This window comes from Erwinia sp. 1181_3 (genome assembly GCF_052824965.1).
The window spans coordinates 327,927-348,384 of record NZ_VTDE01000002.1; the positions used below are offsets into that span (position 1 = coordinate 327,927).

Annotated in this window: 24 protein-coding genes; 12 read left to right on the forward strand and 12 right to left on the reverse strand. The window is 53.1% G+C overall.

All coding sequences use genetic code 11. The annotated features are described in order from the left end of the window. Positions 1–13: 13 nt before the first annotated feature. From flgE to flgB, 4 genes are read right to left on the reverse strand one after another with little or no spacing between them, the layout of a single operon-like run. On the reverse strand, positions 14–1,255 hold the full coding sequence (gene flgE / locus FY046_RS05885; RefSeq protein WP_446185865.1) for a flagellar hook protein FlgE: 1,242 nt from the start codon (positions 1,253–1,255) through the stop codon (positions 14–16). Positions 1,256–1,285: 30 nt separating this feature from the next. Beyond that, positions 1,286–1,957: a flagellar hook assembly protein FlgD gene (gene flgD, locus FY046_RS05890; RefSeq protein ID WP_167864386.1), complete on the reverse strand. Its 672-nt coding sequence runs from the start codon at positions 1,955–1,957 to the stop codon at positions 1,286–1,288. A gap of 11 nt (positions 1,958–1,968) precedes the next feature. After that, the gene (gene flgC, locus FY046_RS05895; RefSeq protein ID WP_062743747.1) at positions 1,969–2,373 is read right to left on the reverse strand and encodes a flagellar basal body rod protein FlgC; all 405 of its coding nucleotides are present in this window, start codon (positions 2,371–2,373) and stop codon (positions 1,969–1,971) included. 2 nt (positions 2,374–2,375) lie between these two features. Next, positions 2,376–2,789 carry a flagellar basal body rod protein FlgB gene (flgB, locus tag FY046_RS05900; RefSeq protein ID WP_062743748.1) on the reverse strand — a complete coding sequence of 138 codons (414 nt, stop codon included), beginning with the start codon at positions 2,787–2,789 and terminating at the stop codon, positions 2,376–2,378. Between the two features lie 156 nt (positions 2,790–2,945). Here flgB and flgA point away from each other — a divergent pair, with 156 nt between their 5' ends. The 3 genes from flgA (at position 2,946) to flgN (ending at position 4,457) form a co-directional block, all read left to right on the forward strand. After that, on the forward strand, positions 2,946–3,614 hold the full coding sequence (gene flgA / locus FY046_RS05905) for a flagellar basal body P-ring formation chaperone FlgA (protein WP_133842794.1): 669 nt from the start codon (positions 2,946–2,948) through the stop codon (positions 3,612–3,614). 105 nt (positions 3,615–3,719) lie between these two features. Further along, positions 3,720–4,022: a flagellar biosynthesis anti-sigma factor FlgM gene (flgM, locus tag FY046_RS05910; protein ID WP_133842792.1), complete on the forward strand. Its 303-nt coding sequence runs from the start codon at positions 3,720–3,722 to the stop codon at positions 4,020–4,022. A 3-nt stretch (positions 4,023–4,025) separates the two neighbouring features. After that, the gene (gene flgN / locus FY046_RS05915; RefSeq protein ID WP_133842791.1) at positions 4,026–4,457 is read left to right on the forward strand and encodes a flagellar export chaperone FlgN; all 432 of its coding nucleotides are present in this window, start codon (positions 4,026–4,028) and stop codon (positions 4,455–4,457) included. A 72-nt stretch (positions 4,458–4,529) separates the two neighbouring features. Here flgN and murJ read toward each other — a convergent pair whose 3' ends face one another. The 4 genes from murJ to rimJ form a co-directional block, all read right to left on the reverse strand. Continuing rightward, complete coding sequence (murJ, locus tag FY046_RS05920; RefSeq protein WP_133842789.1) at positions 4,530–6,068, reverse strand: murein biosynthesis integral membrane protein MurJ; 1,539 nt, start codon at positions 6,066–6,068, stop codon at positions 4,530–4,532. A 142-nt stretch (positions 6,069–6,210) separates the two neighbouring features. Continuing rightward, a complete protein-coding gene (locus FY046_RS05925; protein WP_133842787.1) occupies positions 6,211–7,134 on the reverse strand; it encodes a Gfo/Idh/MocA family protein in 924 nt (307 codons plus the stop codon). Then, the gene (locus FY046_RS05930) at positions 7,131–7,781 is read right to left on the reverse strand and encodes a DUF480 domain-containing protein (RefSeq protein WP_374760124.1); all 651 of its coding nucleotides are present in this window, start codon (positions 7,779–7,781) and stop codon (positions 7,131–7,133) included. The genes FY046_RS05925 and FY046_RS05930 overlap by 4 nt, the downstream gene beginning before the upstream one ends. 10 nt (positions 7,782–7,791) lie before the next feature. Then, positions 7,792–8,385, reverse strand: a complete 594-nt coding sequence (gene rimJ, locus FY046_RS05935; protein WP_133842783.1) for a ribosomal protein S5-alanine N-acetyltransferase — start codon at positions 8,383–8,385, stop codon at positions 7,792–7,794. A 266-nt stretch (positions 8,386–8,651) separates the two neighbouring features. Between rimJ and grxB the strand changes: the two genes are divergently transcribed. The 7 genes from grxB (at position 8,652) to solA (ending at position 13,706) form a co-directional block, all read left to right on the forward strand. Then, positions 8,652–9,299: a glutaredoxin 2 gene (grxB, locus tag FY046_RS05940; RefSeq protein WP_133842781.1), complete on the forward strand. Its 648-nt coding sequence runs from the start codon at positions 8,652–8,654 to the stop codon at positions 9,297–9,299. A 153-nt stretch (positions 9,300–9,452) separates the two neighbouring features. After that, positions 9,453–10,016 carry a lipoprotein gene (locus tag FY046_RS05945; protein ID WP_133842779.1) on the forward strand — a complete coding sequence of 188 codons (564 nt, stop codon included), beginning with the start codon at positions 9,453–9,455 and terminating at the stop codon, positions 10,014–10,016. 137 nt (positions 10,017–10,153) lie between these two features. Then, positions 10,154–11,206, forward strand: a complete 1,053-nt coding sequence (gene pyrC / locus FY046_RS05950) for a dihydroorotase (RefSeq protein ID WP_133842777.1) — start codon at positions 10,154–10,156, stop codon at positions 11,204–11,206. A gap of 89 nt (positions 11,207–11,295) precedes the next feature. After that, positions 11,296–11,538, forward strand: a complete 243-nt coding sequence (gene dinI, locus FY046_RS05955) for a DNA damage-inducible protein I (protein ID WP_133842775.1) — start codon at positions 11,296–11,298, stop codon at positions 11,536–11,538. A gap of 182 nt (positions 11,539–11,720) precedes the next feature. Next, positions 11,721–11,993: a hypothetical protein gene (locus tag FY046_RS05960; RefSeq protein ID WP_133842773.1), complete on the forward strand. Its 273-nt coding sequence runs from the start codon at positions 11,721–11,723 to the stop codon at positions 11,991–11,993. 236 nt (positions 11,994–12,229) lie between these two features. Continuing rightward, a complete protein-coding gene (gene bssS / locus FY046_RS05965) occupies positions 12,230–12,484 on the forward strand; it encodes a biofilm formation regulator BssS (RefSeq protein ID WP_133842771.1) in 255 nt (84 codons plus the stop codon). A 106-nt stretch (positions 12,485–12,590) separates the two neighbouring features. Continuing rightward, positions 12,591–13,706, forward strand: a complete 1,116-nt coding sequence (gene solA / locus FY046_RS05970; protein ID WP_446185866.1) for an N-methyl-L-tryptophan oxidase — start codon at positions 12,591–12,593, stop codon at positions 13,704–13,706. A 115-nt stretch (positions 13,707–13,821) separates the two neighbouring features. Here the strand turns inward: solA and FY046_RS05975 are convergent, their stop codons facing one another. The 4 genes from FY046_RS05975 to proP form a co-directional block, all read right to left on the reverse strand. Continuing rightward, on the reverse strand, positions 13,822–14,481 hold the full coding sequence (locus FY046_RS05975; protein WP_133842767.1) for a DUF2931 family protein: 660 nt from the start codon (positions 14,479–14,481) through the stop codon (positions 13,822–13,824). A 27-nt stretch (positions 14,482–14,508) separates the two neighbouring features. Further along, on the reverse strand, positions 14,509–15,168 hold the full coding sequence (locus FY046_RS05980; protein WP_167864381.1) for a DUF2931 family protein: 660 nt from the start codon (positions 15,166–15,168) through the stop codon (positions 14,509–14,511). Beyond that, positions 15,159–17,024 (reverse strand): phospholipase effector Tle1 domain-containing protein, encoded by a 1,866-nt coding sequence (locus tag FY046_RS05985; protein WP_446185867.1) that lies wholly within the window; start codon positions 17,022–17,024, stop codon positions 15,159–15,161. Before FY046_RS05985 ends, FY046_RS05980 begins: the two co-directional genes overlap by 10 nt. A 150-nt stretch (positions 17,025–17,174) precedes the next feature. Continuing rightward, positions 17,175–18,653, reverse strand: coding sequence for a glycine betaine/L-proline transporter ProP (proP, locus tag FY046_RS05990; protein WP_167864380.1), 1,479 nt, complete (start codon positions 18,651–18,653; stop codon positions 17,175–17,177). A gap of 599 nt (positions 18,654–19,252) precedes the next feature. On the opposite strand from proP, the gene FY046_RS05995 reads away from it, so the two are divergent. Together FY046_RS05995 and FY046_RS06000 are read left to right on the forward strand one after the other, a co-directional pair. Beyond that, positions 19,253–19,807: a cytochrome b gene (locus FY046_RS05995; protein ID WP_159337087.1), complete on the forward strand. Its 555-nt coding sequence runs from the start codon at positions 19,253–19,255 to the stop codon at positions 19,805–19,807. Positions 19,808–19,828: 21 nt separating this feature from the next. Beyond that, entirely contained in the window at positions 19,829–20,404 is a 576-nt protein-coding gene (locus FY046_RS06000) for a YceI family protein (protein ID WP_133840922.1), read from the forward strand. Positions 20,405–20,458: the final 54 nt, after the last annotated feature.

Genomic DNA, 20,458 nt, shown 5'->3' on the forward strand with positions numbered 1-20,458 from the left:
CCTGTTAACCGAATTAACGCAGGTTGACCAGCGTGTTAAGAATCTGGTCCTGAGTTTTGATGGTCTGCGCATTCGACTGGTAGTTACGCTGCGCAACGATCATGTTCACCAGCTCTTTACTCAGATCCACGTTGGAAGACTCCAGCGCACCCGCCGTCAGGGTTCCGAGGTTACCTGACCCGGCAACACCGGTCAGCGCCTGACCCGACGTAGCTGTCGCCGACCAGACGTTGTCACCTTCAGATTTCAGACCTTCCGGGTTAGCGAAGTTAGCCAGCACGATCTGGCCCAAAGTCTGGGTCTGTTCGTTGGAGTAGGTTCCCACCAGGGTGCCGTCATCGTTAATCTGATAGCTGGTCAGTTCGCCTGGTTTATAACCATTCTGAGTCGGGTTACCAAAAACGCTTTTACCGTTGTTCTGCTGCAGGCTTCCGGTCAAATCAAGGGCAAACGTCTGGCCAGGGGCTGAACCGTTCAGGGCACCCATGTTTACCGTGAGAACACCATTGTTTGGCGCGGTCAGGGTGCCGGTATCATTGAAGGTGACCGGCAGCCCATCATAGGTCAGTGGTGTCGCAGCGGGATCATCCGGTGTTTTCATCCCGGTTGAGGAATCAATCGGATGCGCACGCCAGGTGTTATCCGCCGTCTTCACGAAATAGACATTGACGATATGCGCATTACCCAGTGAGTCAAAGGTGGTCATTGACGACTTGGCGTTATAGGTTGAGGCATCGGCCGGATCAAAATCACCGTTGTCTTTAATCGGGTCAGTGGAGTTCAGGTTCGCGGTCATTGCACCGGTGGTGGTCGCCTTCGCTGACATCGCAGTTGCAGGCACGCTCAGTGCCACCGGGTTAGCACCGGTCTGGATGGTTGGCGGGGTACCGGTAGCCGGATAACCGGTCAGCTGCAGGCCCTGCATGTTGACGATATTACGATCTGCATCCAGCGTGAACTGGCCGTTACGGCTGTAATACACCGCACCACTGGTATCCGCCATACGGAAGAAGCCCTGCTGGCTGATCGCCACATCAAGACCACGGCTGGTGGTGGTGGTGGTACCATCGTTAAAGTCCTGTACCACGGCCGCAACCTTAGTACCCAGACCCACTTTAGAACCGGCAAACATATCAGCAAACGCGACGGTGCTGGATTTAAAGCCCGCGGTGGCGGAGTTCGAAATGTTGTTACCAATAACGTCGAGGTTGCTGGATGCTGCGTTTAAGCCGCTGACTGCCTGTGAAAAGCCCATGTTGTCACTCCTGAAGCATAAATTAGTGGATTAAATAATCTGACGTACGTTTTCCAGGGTGGTCGTCCCCATGGTGCCCAGGTCAAGTACAGCCCCTTTGGCCGTGCTGCTCACGCCGTTCACTAAGGCATAGTTCAACGGCTGTGCAACCAGCTGACCGGTGGCATTGCTGGCGCTGATTGAAACGGTGTATTTACCATCGGCCGCGACGCTACCATCGGCCGCTTTACCGTCCCACTGGAAGGTGTGTACACCAGCAGTTTGTGCGCCCAGCTCAATAGTCTGGATCACGGCACCACTGCCATCTTTAATGGTGGCGGTGGTCGCAGTGGAAGCCTGCCCCAGCTCAACGCCAAACGGCGTAGTGGTGCTGTTGCCGACCAATACCTGTGAACCATTGACCATCACGCCGTGACCAATCAGGGTCGAGGCCTGCAAGGACTGGCCGGAGGTAATCTGACCGGAAATGGATCCCAGCGTGGTGTTCAGTTTCTCAATACCACTGAGGGTATTAATTTGTGCCAGCTGCGAGGTCAGCTGACTGTTATCCATCGGATTGGTCGGGTCCTGATTCTGCAACTGGGTGACCAGCAGCGTCAGGAAGTTACTCTGCAAGTCCGCCGCTGACGTATCAGAAGAAGACGAGGAAGATTGCAGCGTCGTGGTGGCCTGCTTTTCATTTACACCAACAGCAATACTCATCGGGAAGCTCCTTATTGACCCATGGTTAAGGTTTTCAACATCATCTGTTTAACGGTGTTTAAAACCTCAACATTGGCCTGGTAACTGCGCGAGGCTGACATGGTGTTCACCGTTTCTCCTACTACATCCACATTGGGCATTTTCACGTAACCTTTGGCATCGGCCATCGGGTTACCGGGCTCATACACCAGACGTGCCGGGGCAGGATCATCGATCACCTGCGCCACTTTCACGCCACCCGTCGGGGACCCGGGTGCCGCGTCGGTTTGAAACACTACCTGTTTCGCTACATAGGGCTGACCATCCGGCCCGGTAACGCTGTCGGCGTTGGCCAGGTTACTGGCACTGACGTTAAGACGCTGTGACTGTGCAGCCATTGCCGAACCGGCAATATTAAAAATATTTAAAAGTGCCATTGTTATTGCCCCTGTAGCACAGACATCATGCCTTTAATCTGACTGCTGATAGCCATCAAATCCGTCTGATATTTCAGACTGTTATCGGCAAACTCTGTGCGTTCGCGGTCCATATCTACCGTGTTACCGTCCAGCGCAGGCTGGTCAGGAATGCGGTACATCAGGTCCATCGAAGGCGGTTGAAGATTTTCCGCAGGAATATGGCGTGCCGACGTCACCGCCAGCGACAGCCCGGAACCCTGCGCCCGCCCTTGTTCCAGCACCTTATTCATCTGGCTGGCGAAATCGATATCGCGTGCCTGATAGCCCGGCGTGTCAGCATTGGCGATATTGGATGCCAGGATTTCCTGTCGCTGTGCACGCAGGTTCAGGGCTTCGGTGTTAAACCGTAGTGCTGCGTCCAGTTTGTCGAGCATGCGTCCTCCGCAAGTGAGAATTTAGAGCTGACAGCATAATCTCGTGGGGGAAAGGGCTATCGTTTGAATAGCGCTAAAAACCGTCGCTAATTTGCGCCTTGACAATATGCATCTGAGGGTAGAATCGGTGCCATGTTGAAATTAAGGGGGTCTCTGATGCGAGGATTCACACGACTACTGGCCGTTTTAGTGGCTCTGATAAGCGTCTCTGCCAGTGCTGTCGACCTTAACGCACAGCTCAATGAATTTTTTAAAAATCGCTATGGGCAAAGTGGTCAGTCTGCCGATAACCTCACCGTGGTGGTGAAAACCCCGCAGACAATGTGGCCAGCCTGTGAGCAGCCGCAGTTCTCACTGCCGGGTAACAGCCGCATGTGGGGAAACATCAGCGTTGCCGCCAATTGCGATCAGAATCGACGTTATATTCAGGTACAGGTTCAGGTCAGCGGTCAGTATCTGGTTGCTACCCGCCAGGTGCCGCGCGGCGCGACGATCTCCGCCAGCGATATGCGAATGGAGCAGGGCCGACTGGATACCCTGCCCGCCCGCACCCTGACGAGCCCCGCGGACGCGGTCGGCGCTATTGCCCTGCGCGATATCAACCCTGGTCAGCCCGTCACCCTGATGATGATGCGCCAACCGTGGCGAGTGAAAGCAGGCCAGATGGTTACCGTTACCGCCAGCGGTGAAGGGTTTAATATCAGCAGCGAAGGCAAGGCAATGAACAATGCCACGTCCACGCAACCGGTCAGAGTTCGGATGAGTTCAGGGCAAATCGTGATGGGTAAGGTCGACGCTAATGGGAATATTCTGATATCGCTATAAACCACTAAAGAAGGCTACAGTTCTGCCGATAGTGTTAATAACGGTCATTGTACTATTAGAATATTGAACATCAGGTTGTGAGAACCTGAGTTAACAGGAGCGCATATGAGCATCGACAGAACCCAGGCATTGAAACCGGCAAGCACTGTACAGTCACGTGATACCAATGATGTTGCCCAGCCAAAAGCACGTGCAGCAGAAAGCAAGACCACTGAAACCACAACCGGTACTCAGGTTATTCTCAGCGGCGCGCAGTCACAGTTGAGCAAAGCCAGCTCACAGGACATTAATACGGCTCGCGTTGAAGAGCTGAAGAACGCAATTCGCAACGGCGAACTGAAGATGGACACCGGCAAAATTGCCGACGCACTGATTCAGGAAGCTAAAGACTCACTGCAAGGTAATTAACCCATGGATAAGCTGCAAAACGCACTTGATAAAATGCTTGAAGTTCTTTCGTCGCTGGCCGATGTCATGAATGCGGAGCAAGAACAGCTCTCGGCAGGTCAGGTCAACAGCAGCTTATTGCAACGGATTACCGAGGATAAAAGCTCTTTACTGGCTACCCTCAATTTCCTGGAAGATATGCGTCGTGACGCCGAAAAAGTCACTGGTATGCATGTGCCTTACAGCCAGCACCCGGCACTTGCACGGCGCTGGGCGGCTATTCAGGAACAGACGGTAAAACTGCGTGATACCAATTTACATAACGGTATGTTGCTCAACCATCAGATCAGTCATAACGAGCATGCGCTGCAAGTCTTGAAGCCTTATCAGTCACAAAAATTTTATGGCCCTGACGGACATGCGATTACCAGCGCTCCGGTAAGTCGCAAAGCATAATATCCGTCAACCCGTGTTCGACTTTACCCCGCTGCGCCCTTGCGCTGCGGGGTTTTTCTGTTTGTTATTCTCTTACTGCGCCGTTCGGCGAGAGAAGTGACGCGGGCGGAAACCAAGAGCACCCAACACAACAAAATAGACACCCCCTCCCACCGCGCAGACCGCGGCCAGACGCAGCAAACGCGACAACATATTGCCGCTGGCCCAGTCAGGCATCACGTACATCATGCCCAGCAGCGCCGCTGCCATCACAACAACAGCAATCCCCAGACGCATCAGGAAACTGAACCAGCCCGGCTGCGGCTGGAAAATATCCTGCTTACGCAGTTGCCAGTAGAGCAGCGCGGCGTTAAGACAGGCAGCCAGACCGATAGACAGCGACAGCCCGGCGTGTTTCAGCGGGCCGATAAACGCCAGGTTCATCACCTGCGTGGCCAGCAGCGTAAACAGCGCAATCTTCACCGGGGTTTTGATGTTCTGTCGCGAGTAAAAACCCGGCGCCAGCACCTTAACCACAATCAGCCCCATCAGTCCGACCGAATAAGCCACCAGCGCCCGCTGCGTCATGGCGGCGTCAAATGCGCTGAACTTGCCGTACTGGAAGAGCGACACGGTGAGCGGTTTCGCCAGAATCCCCAGCGCTACCGCGCTGGGCAGTGCCAGCAGGAAGCAGAGGCGCAGCCCCCAGTCCATCAGTTTGGAATACTCGTCCTGGTTACCGCTGGCAAAACTCTTGGCCAGCGAAGGCAGCAGAATGGTGCCCAATGCCACGCCCAGCACCCCGGAAGGAAATTCCATCAGACGGTCAGCGTAGTACATCCACGATACCGAACCGGACACGAGGAAGGAGGCAAAGATGGTATTGATGATCAACGAAATCTGGCTGACTGACACACCGAGGATCGCCGGCCCCATCTGACGCATCACACGCCACACGCCCGCATCCTTCAGGTTAAGGCGCGGCAACACCAGCATGCCGATTTTCTTCAGATGCGGCAGCTGATAACCCAGTTGCAGCACGCCCCCCGCGACCACCGCCCATGCCAGTGCCATGATGGGAGGATGAAAGTGCGGTGCCGCAAACAGCGCAAAGCCGATCATACTGACGTTCAGTAACGTGGGCGCAAAGGCGGGAACAGAAAAACGGTTCCAGGTGTTGAGGATTGCCCCCGCCAGCGACGCCAGCGAAATCAGCAGAATATAAGGAAAGGTGACCCGCAAGAGCGAAGACGTCAGCGCAAACTTGTCCGGTGTGTCGGCAAAACCCGGGGCGGTAATCAGGATCACCCAGGGAGCCGCGAACATCCCCAGCACCGTGATAATCGCCAGAGCCAGGGTAAGCAGCCCTGACACATAGGCAATAAAGACTTTGGTCGCTTCTTCACCCTGCTTGCTTTTGTACTCCGCAAGAATCGGCACAAAGGCCTGAGAAAATGCGCCTTCGGCAAAAATACGGCGCAGCAGGTTTGGCAATTTGAAAGCAATAAAGAAGGCATCGGTCGCCATCCCCGCGCCAAACACGCGTGCCACAATGGCATCACGCACAAAGCCCAGCACACGTGAAAACAGGGTCATGGAGCTGACCGCTGCCAGTGATTTCAACAGGTTCATGTAATTCCTGATTCTGATATCCGGGAAGACCGGCTTGCGACAATCACAGCCCGATGATCTTCGGGCCATTTAAGGTGCGGATAGTCTACTGAAGTGAAAGGAAATAACCACAGTGGATTGTTACGGGGTTTGTGTTGTAAACCTATTCCCGCTCGGCATCACGCCATAATTTTTCGACCATACGCTGGGCCAGCAGCGCCTGCTCGCCGCTGATTTGCGGCATTGTCTGATTTTCCACGCAGCGGATAAAATGATGCGCTGCGCCGACAAAACCACGCTGCTCCAGCGTGCTCTGCCAGCCGGGGATGGGGTCAATACTGATCTGCCCTGCTTTCTCCTGCTGCCAGTCACGCATATCGCTGACCTGATAGACCGCCCCCTCGTCCACCGCCATCACGCGTTCCATCTGGCTGCCAGCACGACGATGCATACTGGTCGTGACCTGAACACCCGCCACGTTAAAGTGGTGTTCGGCATACAGCATCTGCCCACTGTCGTTGGTCTGCAACGTGCCACTCAACAACTTTCCTTCCCCGCCACCCAGCCACAGCACGCTGTCGACCACATGCAAATAGTCATCCAGCAAGGTGAAAAACAGATCCTGTGGCCCCACGCTATCACTGCGGTGTTTATCCATACGTATCGTCGCCGGTTGCAACAGCGCTGACTTCAACTGAAGGTAGCGTGGTGCAAAACGGCGGTTAAAGGCCACCATCAGTTTGCGTCCGCGCTTATCGGCCAGGTCCACCAGCCGCTCTGCCTCACTCAGCGTAGCCGCCAGAGGTTTATCAACGCAGACATCCACCCCGGCGCGTAACAGCCGATCGACGATCGCATAGTGGCTGGCAGTGGTGCTGTGGACAAACACGGCATCGCTGGCCGCCGCCAGATCGTCAAGGGAGCTGAGTAAGGGAATGCGATAGCTATCGCAGACCGGGCGCGCCTTTTCCTGATTCGGTGAGAACGCGCCAGCAATCTGCCAGCCATCTGTCTTCGTCAGCACCGGCAACCAGGCTTTTTGCGCAATGCCGCCCAAACCGACGATCCCCACTTTTAATGCACTCATTCTGCCTCCTGTACGGCCAGTAGCCGGGCAAGCTGCTGTTGCAGTGCCACAACCTGTTGTTCAAGGGAGGCCACCCGCGCTTCCAGCCCGCTGTCATGGTCATTAACAGGGCTGGCAGCCAGTGAACCTTCATCCACATCACCGCTAAACAGATGCATAAAGCGGCTTTCGCGTTTACCCGGTTCACGTGCCAGACGCACCACCAGTGCGCCGGATTCGCGCTGTGCCAGCCGCTCCAGCGTCTGTTCCACTTCGGATATATCGGCAAAATCATGCATACGCGTAGTGCGGGTGCGCAACTCACCCGGCGTCTGTGCGCCACGCAGCAGCAGTGTTGTGATCACCGCCACTTCGGCAGCAGTAAACTTCAACTGACCAAACTCAGAGTTACAAAAACGCTGTTCATACTTCACTACCCGGCTGCCAAAACCGTTCAACGCCGTCAGTTGGTGTTTTTTCACCAGCAAATCGAGGGTGTTCTGTACATCGCTATCGGTCAGCGACATCACCGGCTCACGGTTGGACTTCTGGTTACAGGCGGTCACGACGCCGTTAAGCGACATCGGATACTGATCCGGAGTAGTGACCTGTTTTTCCAACAGGCTGCCGATGACGCGCGCTTCAACGGCGGTAAAAGGGGTTTTGATCATCTGGGGGTTACACTCCGCGCCGGTCCGGCGTCCATTCGTGGGAGGTCAGCGCCGTCAGAACATGGTCCTGCCAGCGCCCGTCAATCAGAAGGTAATCTTTGGCGTAGCCCTCTTTTTCAAAGCCGAGGCGCGCCAGTAAACCGCCGCTACGGTGATTATGTGGCATGTAGTTGGCCATAATACGGTGAATGCGCTGCTGCCGCTGCATATAACGAATTACGCTTTGCAACGCCTCAAACATCATCCCCTGCCCCTGCCATTTTTCCCCCAGCGAATAACCGAGGTAGCAGGCATGAAATGACCCGTGCAAAATGTTGCTGAAGTTGGCCACACCGCGCACTTCATTTTCCTGCGGGTCCATCACTGCGAAATAGAATGCGCTGCCCTGCTTCTGCATTTCTGCAATCAGCCCGAGCCGCGCCTGCCAGCCGGAGGGATAACAGTGACTTTCATCACGCACGGGTTCCCAGGGTTTCAGGAACGCGCGATTTTCCGCATAGTAGTCAGCCAGTCGCCAGGCATCACGCTCATTGACAAGACGAACCACCAGTCGATCGGTCGTCAGGCGCACTTTCGGCGCAGCAGTACGGTAGCCAAACATCTTCTCTCCTGAAATCCCTGGCCGGGTGTAAGTTTGCGGGGGGGGGGGGATTTATCGGCGAAAAAGCACGTTATCCCCATCGCTTTACTATAACCGCCATCCGAATCCCCGGTAAAACACTGCCGATTAAAAATTCGTAAAATTGTGGAGAAAACAACGAATGTCAGGGACAGGTTTGCCCTATGGCGGGTTCTCTTCCATACTTCCTTCGTACATTCAGATAGTTGATGAGTGCTCATCATTTATCCCAATTTAAGGGGAACCGCTTGAAACTCTATATTTATGACCACTGCCCGTTCTGCGTGAAAGCCCGCATGATCTTCGGCCTGAAAAATATTCCGGTTGAACTGGTGGTGATGATGAACGATGACGAAGCCACGCCAAACCGTCTGATCGGCCAGAAAATGGCCCCGATTCTGATGAAAGAAGACGGTAGCTGCATGCCGGAAAGTCTGGATATCGTGCAGTATATTGATCGGGTGGATCATGATCCCCTGCTGACCGGTAAAACCAATCCGGCGATCAGCGACTGGCTGCGACATGTCCACACTTATGTGAATAAACTGCTGTATCCGCGCGTAGCAGAAGCCCCGTTTGCCGAGTTCGCGACCCCGGAAGCACGCAGCTATTTTAAAAACAAAAAACAGGCCGTTGCCGGTGATTTCGCTGAGCTGAGAGAACATTCAGCAGGCTGGATTAAAAACATCAATGATGACCTGCGTAAACTCGACAAGTTGATTGTTAAACCGAATGCCGTGAGCGGTGAATTGTCGCTGGACGATATCCACCTGTTCCCGCTGCTGCGTTCCCTGACGCTGGTGGCCGGGGTAGAATACCCAACCCGCGTGGCGGATTACCGCGACAATATGGCAAAACAGACCCAGATCACCCTGCTTTCCTCTTCCGCTTCCTGACCTGTTCGGGCCGTCAAACGGCGGCCCGACACATTCCGTTGTCATTTTTCCCGGTTTCTCTCAGCGTTGTCCTGGTGACGAGCAGGCGCGAGTGGTGCATGCTATCCCCCTGCTCCGGTAGGATCGACCGGTGATTGAAAACAGAGGAACATCATGAAAAAAATACTTTTTGGCCTGAGCGCTTTACTGTTAGCGGGTTTGGTCAGCGGTTGTAATGATATTGCCCAGTACAGCATCAGCGAGCAGGAAGTTAACCAGGCGCTGGTGAAACATAACAACTACGAGAAGAATATTGGTGTCTCCGGGCTGGCCGATGCGCATATTACGCTGAGCGATCTTAGCAGTCAGATTGGCCGTGAAGAACCAAACAAAATCACCCTGACCGGCAAAGCTAACGTCAACATCAGTTCCCTGTTTGGCCCGCAGCAGGCAGAAATGATGTTAAAGATGAAAGCACAGCCCGTGTTTAATCAGCAGGAAGGCGCGATCTATCTGAAAGATATGGAACTGGTTGATGTGACAGTGCAGCCGGAGAAAATGGCAGGCGTATTGAAAACCCTGACACCGTATCTTAACGAGTCGTTGAAGAATTACTTTAATCAGAAACCGGCTTATGTATTAAGCACAGACCGCAGCAAAGCGGAATCGCTGGCGAAACGCTTTGCCAAAGGGCTGGAAGTAAAACCCGGTGAACTGGTGATCCCATTTACTGACTGACAGAACAAGGCGGTACGGTCTGCCCGTACCGTTTTTTATCCCGGCGCGCATAAACCTGGTGCATTCCCCCCGTTTTATCCCTATCCTTTGTACCCGGCCAAAACCTGCCCTTTTCCCACTCTGCCGGAGCACATCGCATGACCACACAACCTCAGCAATTGATTATTCGCCGCCCTGACGACTGGCACATCCACCTGCGTGATGGTGATATGCTGGAGGCGGTCGTGCCGTTTACCAGTGAGGTGTGTGGACGCGCCATTGTGATGCCAAACCTGGTGCCACCCGTCAGCAGCGTTGCTGCCGCCCGTGCCTACCGTGACCGCATTCTTGCTGCCGTTCCTGCCGGGCATCATTTTACCCCGCTGATGACCTGCTATCTGACCGACGGTCTGGACCCGGATGAGATCGAAACCGGCTTCACTGAAGGCGTGTTTACCGCCGCAAAACTCTATCCAGCGCACGCCACCACCAACTCTGCGCACGGCGTGACCAGCATTGCGTCCATTGCCCCGGTGCTGGAGCGTATGCAGAAAATTGGCATGCCGCTGCTGATCCACGGTGAAGTCACCGATGCGCATATCGATATTTTTGACCGTGAAGCGCGTTTTATTGAGACTGTGCTGCACCCGCTGCGCCTGCAATTTCCGGAGCTGAAAGTGGTGTGTGAACACATCACCACCAAAGAAGCGGCCGCGTATGTGCTGGAAGGCAATCGTTTCCTTGGTGCCACCATCACCCCTCAGCATCTGATGTTTAACCGCAACCATATGCTGGTGGGCGGTATTCGCCCGCATCTCTACTGCCTGCCCATCCTGAAGCGCAACATTCACCAGCAGGCACTGCGTGACGCGGTGGCAAGCGGTCACGACCGATTCTTCCTGGGCACCGATACGGCGCCGCATACCCGCGATCGTAAAGAAACCAGCTGCGGCTGTGCCGGGGTATTTAACGCCCCCTCAATGCTCTCCGCCTATGCCACGGTATTCGAAGAGATTGGCGCCCTGGCCCACTTTGAAGCCTTCTGCTCCGAAAATGGCCCACGTTTCTACGGCCTGCCGCTGAATCAAGGCACCGTGACACTGGTTCGTGAGCCCTGGACCGTGGCGGAATCCGTCTCCGTTGGCCGCGACGGCCACACCCTGGTCCCGTTCCTGGCGGGTGAAACCCTCAATTGGAAGGTCGACATTTAATCGCGCGCCCTCCCTTGGGCAATGCGCGATAATGATTGCGCACGGTTGAATTACTGTATATATTCACAGTAATTCAACCGGAGGCTATCATGCGTATTGAAGTCACTGTAGCAAAAACCACGTCCCTGCCTGCAGGCGCTATTGATGCGCTGACGCAGGAACTCAGCAAGCGAATCGACAAACAGTTTCCAGATGGCACCAATACCATATCGGTACGCTATGCCGGAGCCAATAATCTGACGGTGATGGGCGGCGGAAAAGAAGCCAAAGATCAGATCACCGATATTTTACAGGAAACCTGGGAAAGCGCTGACGACTGGTTTATCGCCTGAGTTAATGCGGTTGTGATGTCAGACAATACCGCTATTCCCACTCGATTCCATAATGATTGTGCCGTTTTTGCCGGATACGCCATCCGGCTTTTTTATGTGCGCGTCTTACCGCTGAACGCAGATAGACGGCTCGGGTAGAATATCTTATTCTGAGGCTGACATTTATTACTGAGGTTTTTCCTATGGCTGCCGATAATCCAGATGAGGCAATGACGTTTGGCGAACTGCTGGCGATGATTGGTGAACAGCAACGCCGTCTGACAGTATTAGAAAATGCCTTTTCCACCCTCTCTTTCTGTCTTGATGACAAAGCTAACCAACTGTTAATACACAGTTTAAAGCTTGAAGGACAGAACCAGAACTACGATGAACAGCTCCAGCAGCATTTCATCCGTCTGGCCGGGGAACTGGAAAAACGCCTGGGTGTGTTACCGATAATACCGGATGTGTCTTAAATATAACCTGTATTATCACACCTGAAATAATGCTGCCATTCATCAGCAGGGTGATTATTTTCCACCCTGCGATGCTTAATTAGCGTGCGAATAGCGCCTGATTTTTACGCAGAACGAAATTTAAGTCTGCGAACAAAAAAACTCCTGTTATAATTAGAAAGCTCTAAGAAAAAAAGCCGCATTGAACCTCGATAAAACACTTCGTTGTCATCTTTCACGAGTAATAGGGGGTTATAATGGACAGAAACAAAGAGGTCATCCAGACACATCCCCTCATCGGATGGGATATCAGTACCGTAGACAGCTATGATGCCATGATGATCCGTCTGCACTCGCTCTCTTCCGATCATCAACCGGCAGAAGATGCTGAAGTCGGTCAGACCTACTGGCTGACAACTGATGTTGCAAGACAATTTATTTCCATTCTTGAAGCTGGCATTGCCAAAATAGAAGCCACCGAATACCAGGACCGTGATTACAAGAAGCACTAATCTGCAACTGAATCTTGTTTCCCAGGGCACCCAACAGGGTGCCTTTTTCATGCCTGCCATATTTGCTATTCTGCTTCAATTGCTTGATTAACAGAGGCTGATACTGATGGTTTACGATTTAATTGTGGTGGGCAGTGGCTCCGTCGGTGCTGCCACCGGCTGGTATGCCACGCAGGCGGGTCTGAAAGTACTGATGATTGACCGTCATCATCCGCCACACAGGGAAGGCAGCCATCATGGTGAAAGCCGCCTTATCCGCCATGCCTACGGTGAAGGTGCTCGCTATGTCCCAATGGTTCTGCGCGCCCAACAGCTGTGGGATCAACTGGAACAACAGAGCGGCGAGCGCGTCATGCAGCGCAGCGGCGTACTGAATCTTGCCCCACACCGCTCCGAATTTATTCAGAATGTTATCCAGAGCGCAGAACAGTTTGCATTAAACGTACAGATCCTGAACGAAGCAGAGGTCCGTCAGCGCTGGCCGCAGATCAACGTACCCGATGGGTATATCGGCGTGTTTGAACCACAGTCGGGCTACCTGAAATCAGAGGTTGCCGTTAAGAGCTGGATCCGTATGGCGAAGGATGCCGGCTGCGCCCAACTTTTCAACTGCGGCGTCACACAGATTGCAACCGAGGACGGCCTGCAAGCGGTCACCACCTCGGACGGCGTTTACCGTGCGCACAAACTGCTGATCAGCGCCGGAACCTGGGTGAAAACCCTTTACCCTTCCCTGCCGGTCACCCCGGTACGAAAAGTGTTTGCGTGGCATCAGGCCGACGGTCGCTACAGCGAGGACAATAAGTTCCCGGCATTTACCGTCGAGATGCCGGACGGCATCCACTACTACGGTTTCCCCGCCGATAATAACGCCATCAAAATCGGTAAACATGAAGGCGGGCAGCCCATTGATACGCCGGATGGACGTAAACCTTTTGGCAGCGTAGCGGAAGACGGCAGTGAGCTGTTTAACTTTATGCGCACCTTCCTGCCAGGCGTTGGCGTATGTCTGCGCGGGGAAGCCTGCACCTATGACAACACCGCGGATGAAGACTTTATTATTGATACCTTCCCCGGTGAGCCGAACCGCATGCTGATCACCGGTTTAAGCGGCCACGGTTTTAAATTCGCCAGCGTACTGGGAGAAATTGCCACCCAGTTCGCCCAGGGGAAAAGCAGCGACTTTGATTTAACGCCGTTCGCGCTGAAGCGCTTTCAGTAGTCACGGATTCAAGGCCCCTGCTTTGGGTTGCGTGTTTTAGTCGTCTTACTGGACTGGCCTGCCCCCTGGCAGGCCGTCAGGATAGCGACGTCTGTTCCCATCTCTGTTCTAAAAACTACCAGACACCATACGGATACACTTTGTCCTTGATAAATTCTTTTGTATTTTCTCCGTATTCATAACCGTTTGAAAAATTAGTTATCCCTTTACAAATATCTAACTTATTCCCGGAGAGCGTTTTCAGGACGGACGGGGTGACACGATAATTAGGCTCAAATCCTATGCCATTAATCCAGACCGCGATTTTTCCTTCAGGGGCCAGCCCTATCTGGATACTGTCGTGATACCGGGTCTTTCCCTGATAGTCTTTATGTGTGCTGGGCTTACGCATTTTATCCACTATCTCATCGGACAATGTCAGATGAGTTTCATACACCTTTTTATCAATCACCGAGTCCCAACAGAATAAAATATGCCGGGGAGGATGCTGTACATGATTCCAGTACCCGTAAAGTGCACGCGCACTGTCGTTCCACTCATCCGTCACGTCATACAGCGCTTTGGTACTGTCGAGAGTATTAAAACGATAATCAATACCGCCCATATCAAGGATGGCGACGAACGTTACTCGTGCAGGCAGTGCTCTAGGCGTGAAAAAATTAAATTTCCACTCCGTTGGTTCCGTGTTTTGAGTCGCCTTGTTGGGTTGTCCTGCCCCCTGGCAGGCCGTCAACGTCAGTAATGAAAGCAGCCCGGCAATACGTTTTATTTCCATATTCTGTTCCCGTCCTTGCGCTAAAAATTACCAGACACCATACGGATACACTTTGTCCTTAATAAATTCTTTTGTATTTTCTCCGTATTCATAACCGTTTGAAAAATTAGTTATCCCTTTGCAAATATCTAATTTATCCCCGGATAACGTCTTCAGCACTGACGGCGTTATACGGTAGTTATGTTCGAAACGGATACCATTTACCCAGACGGCCACCTTTCCTCCGGGGGCTAACCCCATCTGTACGCTGTCGTAATACGCAGCCTTGCCAAGATAATCCTTGTATACGCTGGGTTTACGCATTTTATCCACCACATCCCAGGGAAAAGTCAGATGGGTTTCATAGACCTTTTTATCAATCACCGAATCCCAGCAAAAAATCATATGCTTAGGAGGTTTTTCAACGTGATTCCAGTGTCCACCTGGTGCCCGCGAACTGTCGTTCCACTCATCGATAACATCATCCATATCTGGGGTGCTGTTAAGCGTATTAAACTGGTAAACCGTACCGGCGGCATCCTGGACTACGACAAACGTCACCAGGGCAGGCAACGCTTTGGGTGTAAAAAAGTTAAATTTCCACTCTGTAGGCTCCGGGTCTTGAGTCGTCTTGTTGGCCTGGTCTGCCCCCTGGCAGGCCGTCAACGTCAGTAGTGAAAGCAGCACAGCGATCTGTTTTATTTCCATATTCTGTTCCCGTCCATATCGTAAATCGTCCGTTGCCAGCGTTCATCCGGCCGGTTGGTAAAGGTCACCAGCTTCGCAGGCTTCACCGCCCCGGTGATCCTTCCCTGACTGTCCCGTATCACGCTGTTCCAGTTGGCTGAGCAGTGAAGGTATTTTCCCGCCAGCGCAGTAATTTCCGCGGTGGTAAACTCGCTGACCGATTGACCATTGCGGACGGCGCGGCCCATCACAATGGCTTTTTTATACAACACTTTTAGTTCGGTCGGTAATGAAAGGTTGTCATCTTTAGGCAGTATGGGCTCGAACACCACTCCCGCATCCTGCGCGGCATCAATCATCACCCGCAGTACCACTTTTGACCAGTCATTGCGCGTGGGGCGCTCAAGAATTAGCGCAGCAGCACTGCGTTTTTGCAGCATACCATATCGGTCGGTGGGCATTCGGTCGTCATGCCAGGCTCTGAGTTTAATCACGTTACCCTCAAGCAGCGGCGCTATGGCCGGATAACGCGTCATGATCCCAAACTGTGCCCCGGCAAGACGATATGTTGCGGTTTCCTTATCGGAAGTCGAAGCCGGTACGGTTTCAAACTGTGGGCGGGTGAGGAAACAGGCTTCGTGCTCGTCAGGATTATACCCGCCGCCAATATCCGAGTGCGCCCCGGGCAACACCAGCTCCGGCCACGCAGGTTTTACGCTGTTCAGCGCAAAGTTAAAGCGGCACTCATGCTGTGCGGTGATATGGAACACCTTCTCCGCCACGCCGGGGCGCAGCACAATATTCACCTCTCCGGTATCCGCACTGTGCGGGTTAAAGCCATTCACCGGCGAACCAATCCCCGCAACGGTATCGAATATCCCCAGGAAGCGGGTTTTGCCGCCGGGCGTGCCATTGAACTTAACCTCACCTAATCCGGCTTTAATCGCTGCCACAATGGCATCATCCTGCTCGAACACCCGGTTGGAAAAATGCCGTGCCGCCGCTGCCCCCCGGCTAAAACCGAAGATATCAAACTGTAACTCCCTGACGATGCCAATGCTGGATTGGGAGGGCTTATTTAAATAGCTTTTAATAGCAGCAACCAGCGCGGCGACGGCTTTATCCGTTTTACTCACTATGCCGGTATTCCCCCTGCCCGTTCCCATACCGTAAGAACTGTCTCCCTGCCCGCTTTCTGTACCAATCCCTTCAATATAAATGGCATTTTGTCCATAACCTGTATCAGCTGCTATATTTTCCTTATACAACCTATTCAGCCAATACACATTGGTGTAATAACCAAGATAACTTCCTGCGGCAATACCGCTATGACTCCGTTTCAGCCTTATGCACTGAGATAACGTAGATTCGGCATCCCCGTCACTCATGCCATAATGCTCGCCTGCACAGGCATTCTGACGGTCAGCACTGTTATCCGCATTATTCCCCGTCCCATCAAAAAACACCCCGATCGTCAGCGTGATTTCGCGCCGCTTTATCTTCGCGGACTGGGCGTGTTGTTGCGGTACGTCTGCCTGAGAGGGGGCGAACAGGGAGAGTTCAATCGGCTCTGGCTTGCGCTGCGTTACGCTGGCGGGTTCTTTGCCGTAACCGTCAGGAATCGAGGAAATAAACGTGGCCCCGCAGGGGCAGGAACTGACGCTGTCGAGCGTACCGGCCAGCGGCATCCCGCCCACCCTGATTTTGCCCGGCCCGCTGATGATGCTGTACGTCATACCGGGGTTCTTACCGCAGGAGACCAGACTGCCCTCCCGCGGAAGCTCCGCGCCACGCAGAAAGACGGTCGAGTGACCGCTCAGTACTTCCCCACCGCAGCTGGTTTTATCGCCCACGCGAAGAAAATAGCCCTTTGCCATATGCTGTCCTTAGCCTGTTTACGTTGAACATAAAATGTGCGAAGGACAACTTAACCAGAAATTTTCATAAAAAAAATACGCGAACCGGTAACCCGGTCCCCGTATTTTTACGATTTATTATCTGAGTTTGTGTATTTTCAGATGAGGAATTTACTTCTCTGTAGCCGCAGAGGTTTTCTTCCCGCGCAAACGCAGTTTATCCACCAGACGCTGCGCTTCTGCACGGCTGCCAACCGACGGCGCCGATCCTCGTAGTGGCTTGCGTGCCGTTTCACGCAGGGTGAAGACCGTGATCACCCCGATAATCCCCGCGCCCATCAGATAGTAAGCAGGCATCAGTAAGTTACCGGTTTTCTCCACCAGCCAGGTGGTGATCAGCGGTGTGGTGCCGCCAAACAGCGACACCGACAGGTTAAAACCTATCGCAAGCGCACTGTAACGAATATCGGTGGAAAACAGCGCCGGTAAGGTGGCAGGCATCGACCCGCTGAAACAGGTGTGAATCACGCCCAGGATCATCAGGCCGAGGAACACCAGCCACAGGTTTCCGGTGCCGATCAGCATCATGCACGGCACCGCCAGCAGGATCAGCGCGACTGCCCCGCCCCAGATCACTGGACGGCGGCCCAGACGATCGTTCCAGTGCCCCCAGAACAGCGTCAGCGGCATCATGACGAACATCACCACCATAATCAGCAGCAACGAACTCAGCTCACTCAGGCCGAGGATCCCGGTCAGGTAGCTCGGCATGTAAGACGTCATCATATAGTTCGAGACGTTAAACAGCAGCACCAGCCCAATACACTTCAGCATCGCCGCGCGATACTTTTTCAACATCTGCCACAGGTTAAGGCGGGGTTTGCTATGTTCCAGCTGCTCCTGTTTCTCCATATGCTTCTGGAAAGCCGGCGTCTCTTCCAGCTTAAGGCGGATATACAGGCCAAACAGCCCCAGGGGCGCAGCAATAAAGAAGGGAATACGCCATCCCCAGTCCAGGAGCGCCTGTTCCGGCATTGCCGCGGTCAGTCCGGTCACCAGACCTGCGCCCAACAGGTAGCCGCCGAGCGTACCAAACTCCAGCCAGCTCCCCATAAACCCACGCTGCTTATCGGTAGAATACTCGGCAATAAACGTTGCCGCTCCGCCATATTCACCGCCCGTCGAGAATCCCTGCAACAGACGCGCCAGCAGCAGCAGCACCGGAGCCATAATACCAATGGTGTGATAACCGGGGATCAGGCCAATACAGAAGGTACCGATCGACATCATGATCATCGTCAGGGCCAGCACCTTCTGGCGGCCAATACGATCGCCCAGCGGACCAAACACCAGCCCACCGATCGGACGCACCAGAAACGCGGCGGCAAAGGCACCAAACGTCGCCAGCAGCTGTGCCGCCGGGCTACCGCCAGGGAAAAAGACCTTACCGATGGTCACAGCCAGAAAGCTGTATACCCCAAAGTCGAACCACTCCATGGCATTGCCAAGAGCCGCAGCCCCGACTGCCCGCTTCAGCATCGATTTATCGACAATGGTAATATCGTCGACACTCAACGCCGGTTTAGCGGACTTATCTTTATTCCAGAAATGTTTTTTTCGGGGCTGTTGCCCCTCTGATGTGTGACCCATTGTATGCTCCCGGTGTGACTATCAATGAGCAGCCTCATAGCTTTCGTCGCCTGACATAAAATGGAAAATAGTGAAGAGGAAGAAAGCTATAACGCAGCAAATTAAGAATGGTAATTAACGGTAAATTTTATAGTGAACGTTACTGACACGTCTTTACGGTAGACAATATCTCGCAAAAATTCAAGTTAAGAGCGATATTCACTGGCTTAATGATAAATTTCAATCACAGGCACTCCCCCTGTGACTTTGGGTGAGATGATCGCTTCAAATAGGGGATAATTACCTCTGGCAATGCATTAATTTTCATAACGATTAAACCCTGCCTGATATTGACATAACGTGACAAAAAATTGACATTACCTTAATTAAACAGCAAAAAATCAGAACATCATACTTTCATCAAACTGCCGTCAAAGCGCCAACAATAAGCCAGACAGAGCCACCCCCCCTCTATGCCTTCTGAATTACTGCGCATGATTCAATATTTTGTTCAAAATATTTCACGCTATGAGTGAATTTTAAAACCAGTAAAATTATTTGTTGATTTTGCCCTTACATCTGGTCAGTCTTATTGAAAATTCTGACAAACGGGTCTCTCAATGCAATTGAAAAATAGCGTGTTGCGTTATGGCTCACTGAGTATTGCTATGCACTGGCTGGTGGCGGGTACCGTTTACGGTATGTTTGCACTTGGTCTGTGGATGGTCACCCAGGGCTATTATGATACCTGGTATCACAAAGCGCCGGAGTTGCACAAAAGTATCGGTATGGTGCTGTTTGTTGTGATGCTGGTGCGCGTGGTGTGGCGTTTTGTTTCGCCGCCCCCTAAACCTCTCAGCAGTTATACGCCGCTGGTGCGTTACAGCGCCGTCGCCGCCCATCTTCTGCTTTACGGCATTCTGTTTGCCATTTTAGTCAGTGGCTATCTGATCTCAACTGCCGAAGGTAAACCTATTGATGTCTTTGGCGTGCTGCCGGTGCCCGCGCTCTTCTCCGGGCTGGGTGAACAGGCCGACCTGGCCGGTGATATCCATCTCTGGCTGGCATGGAGCGTGGTGATCCTCTCCGGGCTGCACGCGCTGGCCGCACTGAAACACCACTTTATCGATCGCGATATTACGTTGAAAAGGATGCTGGGTCACCGCATCGACTAACTAACAGGAATGGAGAACACCATGCTGAAGAAAAGTATTCTGGGTTTAACGACTGCCGCACTGCTGATGACCGCAGGCACCGCCAGCGCCGCAGATTATAAAATTGATAAAGAAGGACAGCATGCCTTTGTCCAGTTCCGCATCAAGCATCTGGGCTACAGCTGGCTGTACGGTACGTTTAAAGATTTCGATGGTAGCTTTACCTTTGATGAGGCCGATCCGGCGAAAGACAAAGTCAATGTCACCATTAATACCGGCAGCGTGGACACCAACCACGCCGAACGCGATAAACACCTGCGCAGCGCTGACTTCCTGAATGCCAGCAAATTCCCGCAGGCAACGTTCGTTTCAACGGGCGTAGAGAAACAGGGTGAAGGCCTGGCCGTGAACGGTAATCTGACACTGAACGGCGTGACCAAACCGGTGAAACTGGCTGCGAAGCTGACCGGCGAAGGGAAAGATCCATGGGGCGGCTACCGTGCAGGCTTTGAAGCCACCGGGACCATTGCCCTGAAAGATTTCAATGTTAAATCCGATTTAGGCCCGGCATCGCAGGACGTTGAGCTGATTATTTCTGTCGAAGGCGTGCGTCAGTAACGCCAGACTGGCCTCTCACCGGAACATCGCCCGGTGAGAGGTCGATACACCCGG

Excerpts from the sequence above, each read along its gene's own strand:
- flgE (WP_446185865.1), bottom strand. The coding sequence starts at position 1,255 with ATGGGCTTTTCACAGGCAGTCAGCGGCTTAAACGCAGCATCCAGCAAC.
- flgD (WP_167864386.1), bottom strand. The coding sequence starts at position 1,957 with ATGAGTATTGCTGTTGGTGTAAATGAAAAGCAGGCCACCACGACGCTG.
- flgC (WP_062743747.1), bottom strand. The coding sequence starts at position 2,373 with ATGGCACTTTTAAATATTTTTAATATTGCCGGTTCGGCAATGGCTGCA.
- flgB (WP_062743748.1), bottom strand. The coding sequence starts at position 2,789 with ATGCTCGACAAACTGGACGCAGCACTACGGTTTAACACCGAAGCCCTG.
- flgA (WP_133842794.1), top strand. The coding sequence starts at position 2,946 with ATGCGAGGATTCACACGACTACTGGCCGTTTTAGTGGCTCTGATAAGC.
- flgM (WP_133842792.1), top strand. The coding sequence starts at position 3,720 with ATGAGCATCGACAGAACCCAGGCATTGAAACCGGCAAGCACTGTACAG.
- flgN (WP_133842791.1), top strand. The coding sequence starts at position 4,026 with ATGGATAAGCTGCAAAACGCACTTGATAAAATGCTTGAAGTTCTTTCG.
- murJ (WP_133842789.1), bottom strand. The coding sequence starts at position 6,068 with ATGAACCTGTTGAAATCACTGGCAGCGGTCAGCTCCATGACCCTGTTT.
- FY046_RS05925 (WP_133842787.1), bottom strand. The coding sequence starts at position 7,134 with ATGAGTGCATTAAAAGTGGGGATCGTCGGTTTGGGCGGCATTGCGCAA.
- rimJ (WP_133842783.1), bottom strand. The coding sequence starts at position 8,385 with ATGTTTGGCTACCGTACTGCTGCGCCGAAAGTGCGCCTGACGACCGAT.
- FY046_RS05945 (WP_133842779.1), top strand. The coding sequence starts at position 9,453 with ATGAAAAAAATACTTTTTGGCCTGAGCGCTTTACTGTTAGCGGGTTTG.
- pyrC (WP_133842777.1), top strand. The coding sequence starts at position 10,154 with ATGACCACACAACCTCAGCAATTGATTATTCGCCGCCCTGACGACTGG.
- dinI (WP_133842775.1), top strand. The coding sequence starts at position 11,296 with ATGCGTATTGAAGTCACTGTAGCAAAAACCACGTCCCTGCCTGCAGGC.
- FY046_RS05960 (WP_133842773.1), top strand. The coding sequence starts at position 11,721 with ATGGCTGCCGATAATCCAGATGAGGCAATGACGTTTGGCGAACTGCTG.
- bssS (WP_133842771.1), top strand. The coding sequence starts at position 12,230 with ATGGACAGAAACAAAGAGGTCATCCAGACACATCCCCTCATCGGATGG.
- solA (WP_446185866.1), top strand. The coding sequence starts at position 12,591 with ATGGTTTACGATTTAATTGTGGTGGGCAGTGGCTCCGTCGGTGCTGCC.
- FY046_RS05975 (WP_133842767.1), bottom strand. The coding sequence starts at position 14,481 with ATGGAAATAAAACGTATTGCCGGGCTGCTTTCATTACTGACGTTGACG.
- FY046_RS05980 (WP_167864381.1), bottom strand. The coding sequence starts at position 15,168 with ATGGAAATAAAACAGATCGCTGTGCTGCTTTCACTACTGACGTTGACG.
- FY046_RS05985 (WP_446185867.1), bottom strand. The coding sequence starts at position 17,024 with ATGGCAAAGGGCTATTTTCTTCGCGTGGGCGATAAAACCAGCTGCGGT.
- proP (WP_167864380.1), bottom strand. The coding sequence starts at position 18,653 with ATGGGTCACACATCAGAGGGGCAACAGCCCCGAAAAAAACATTTCTGG.
- FY046_RS05995 (WP_159337087.1), top strand. The coding sequence starts at position 19,253 with ATGCAATTGAAAAATAGCGTGTTGCGTTATGGCTCACTGAGTATTGCT.
- FY046_RS06000 (WP_133840922.1), top strand. The coding sequence starts at position 19,829 with ATGCTGAAGAAAAGTATTCTGGGTTTAACGACTGCCGCACTGCTGATG.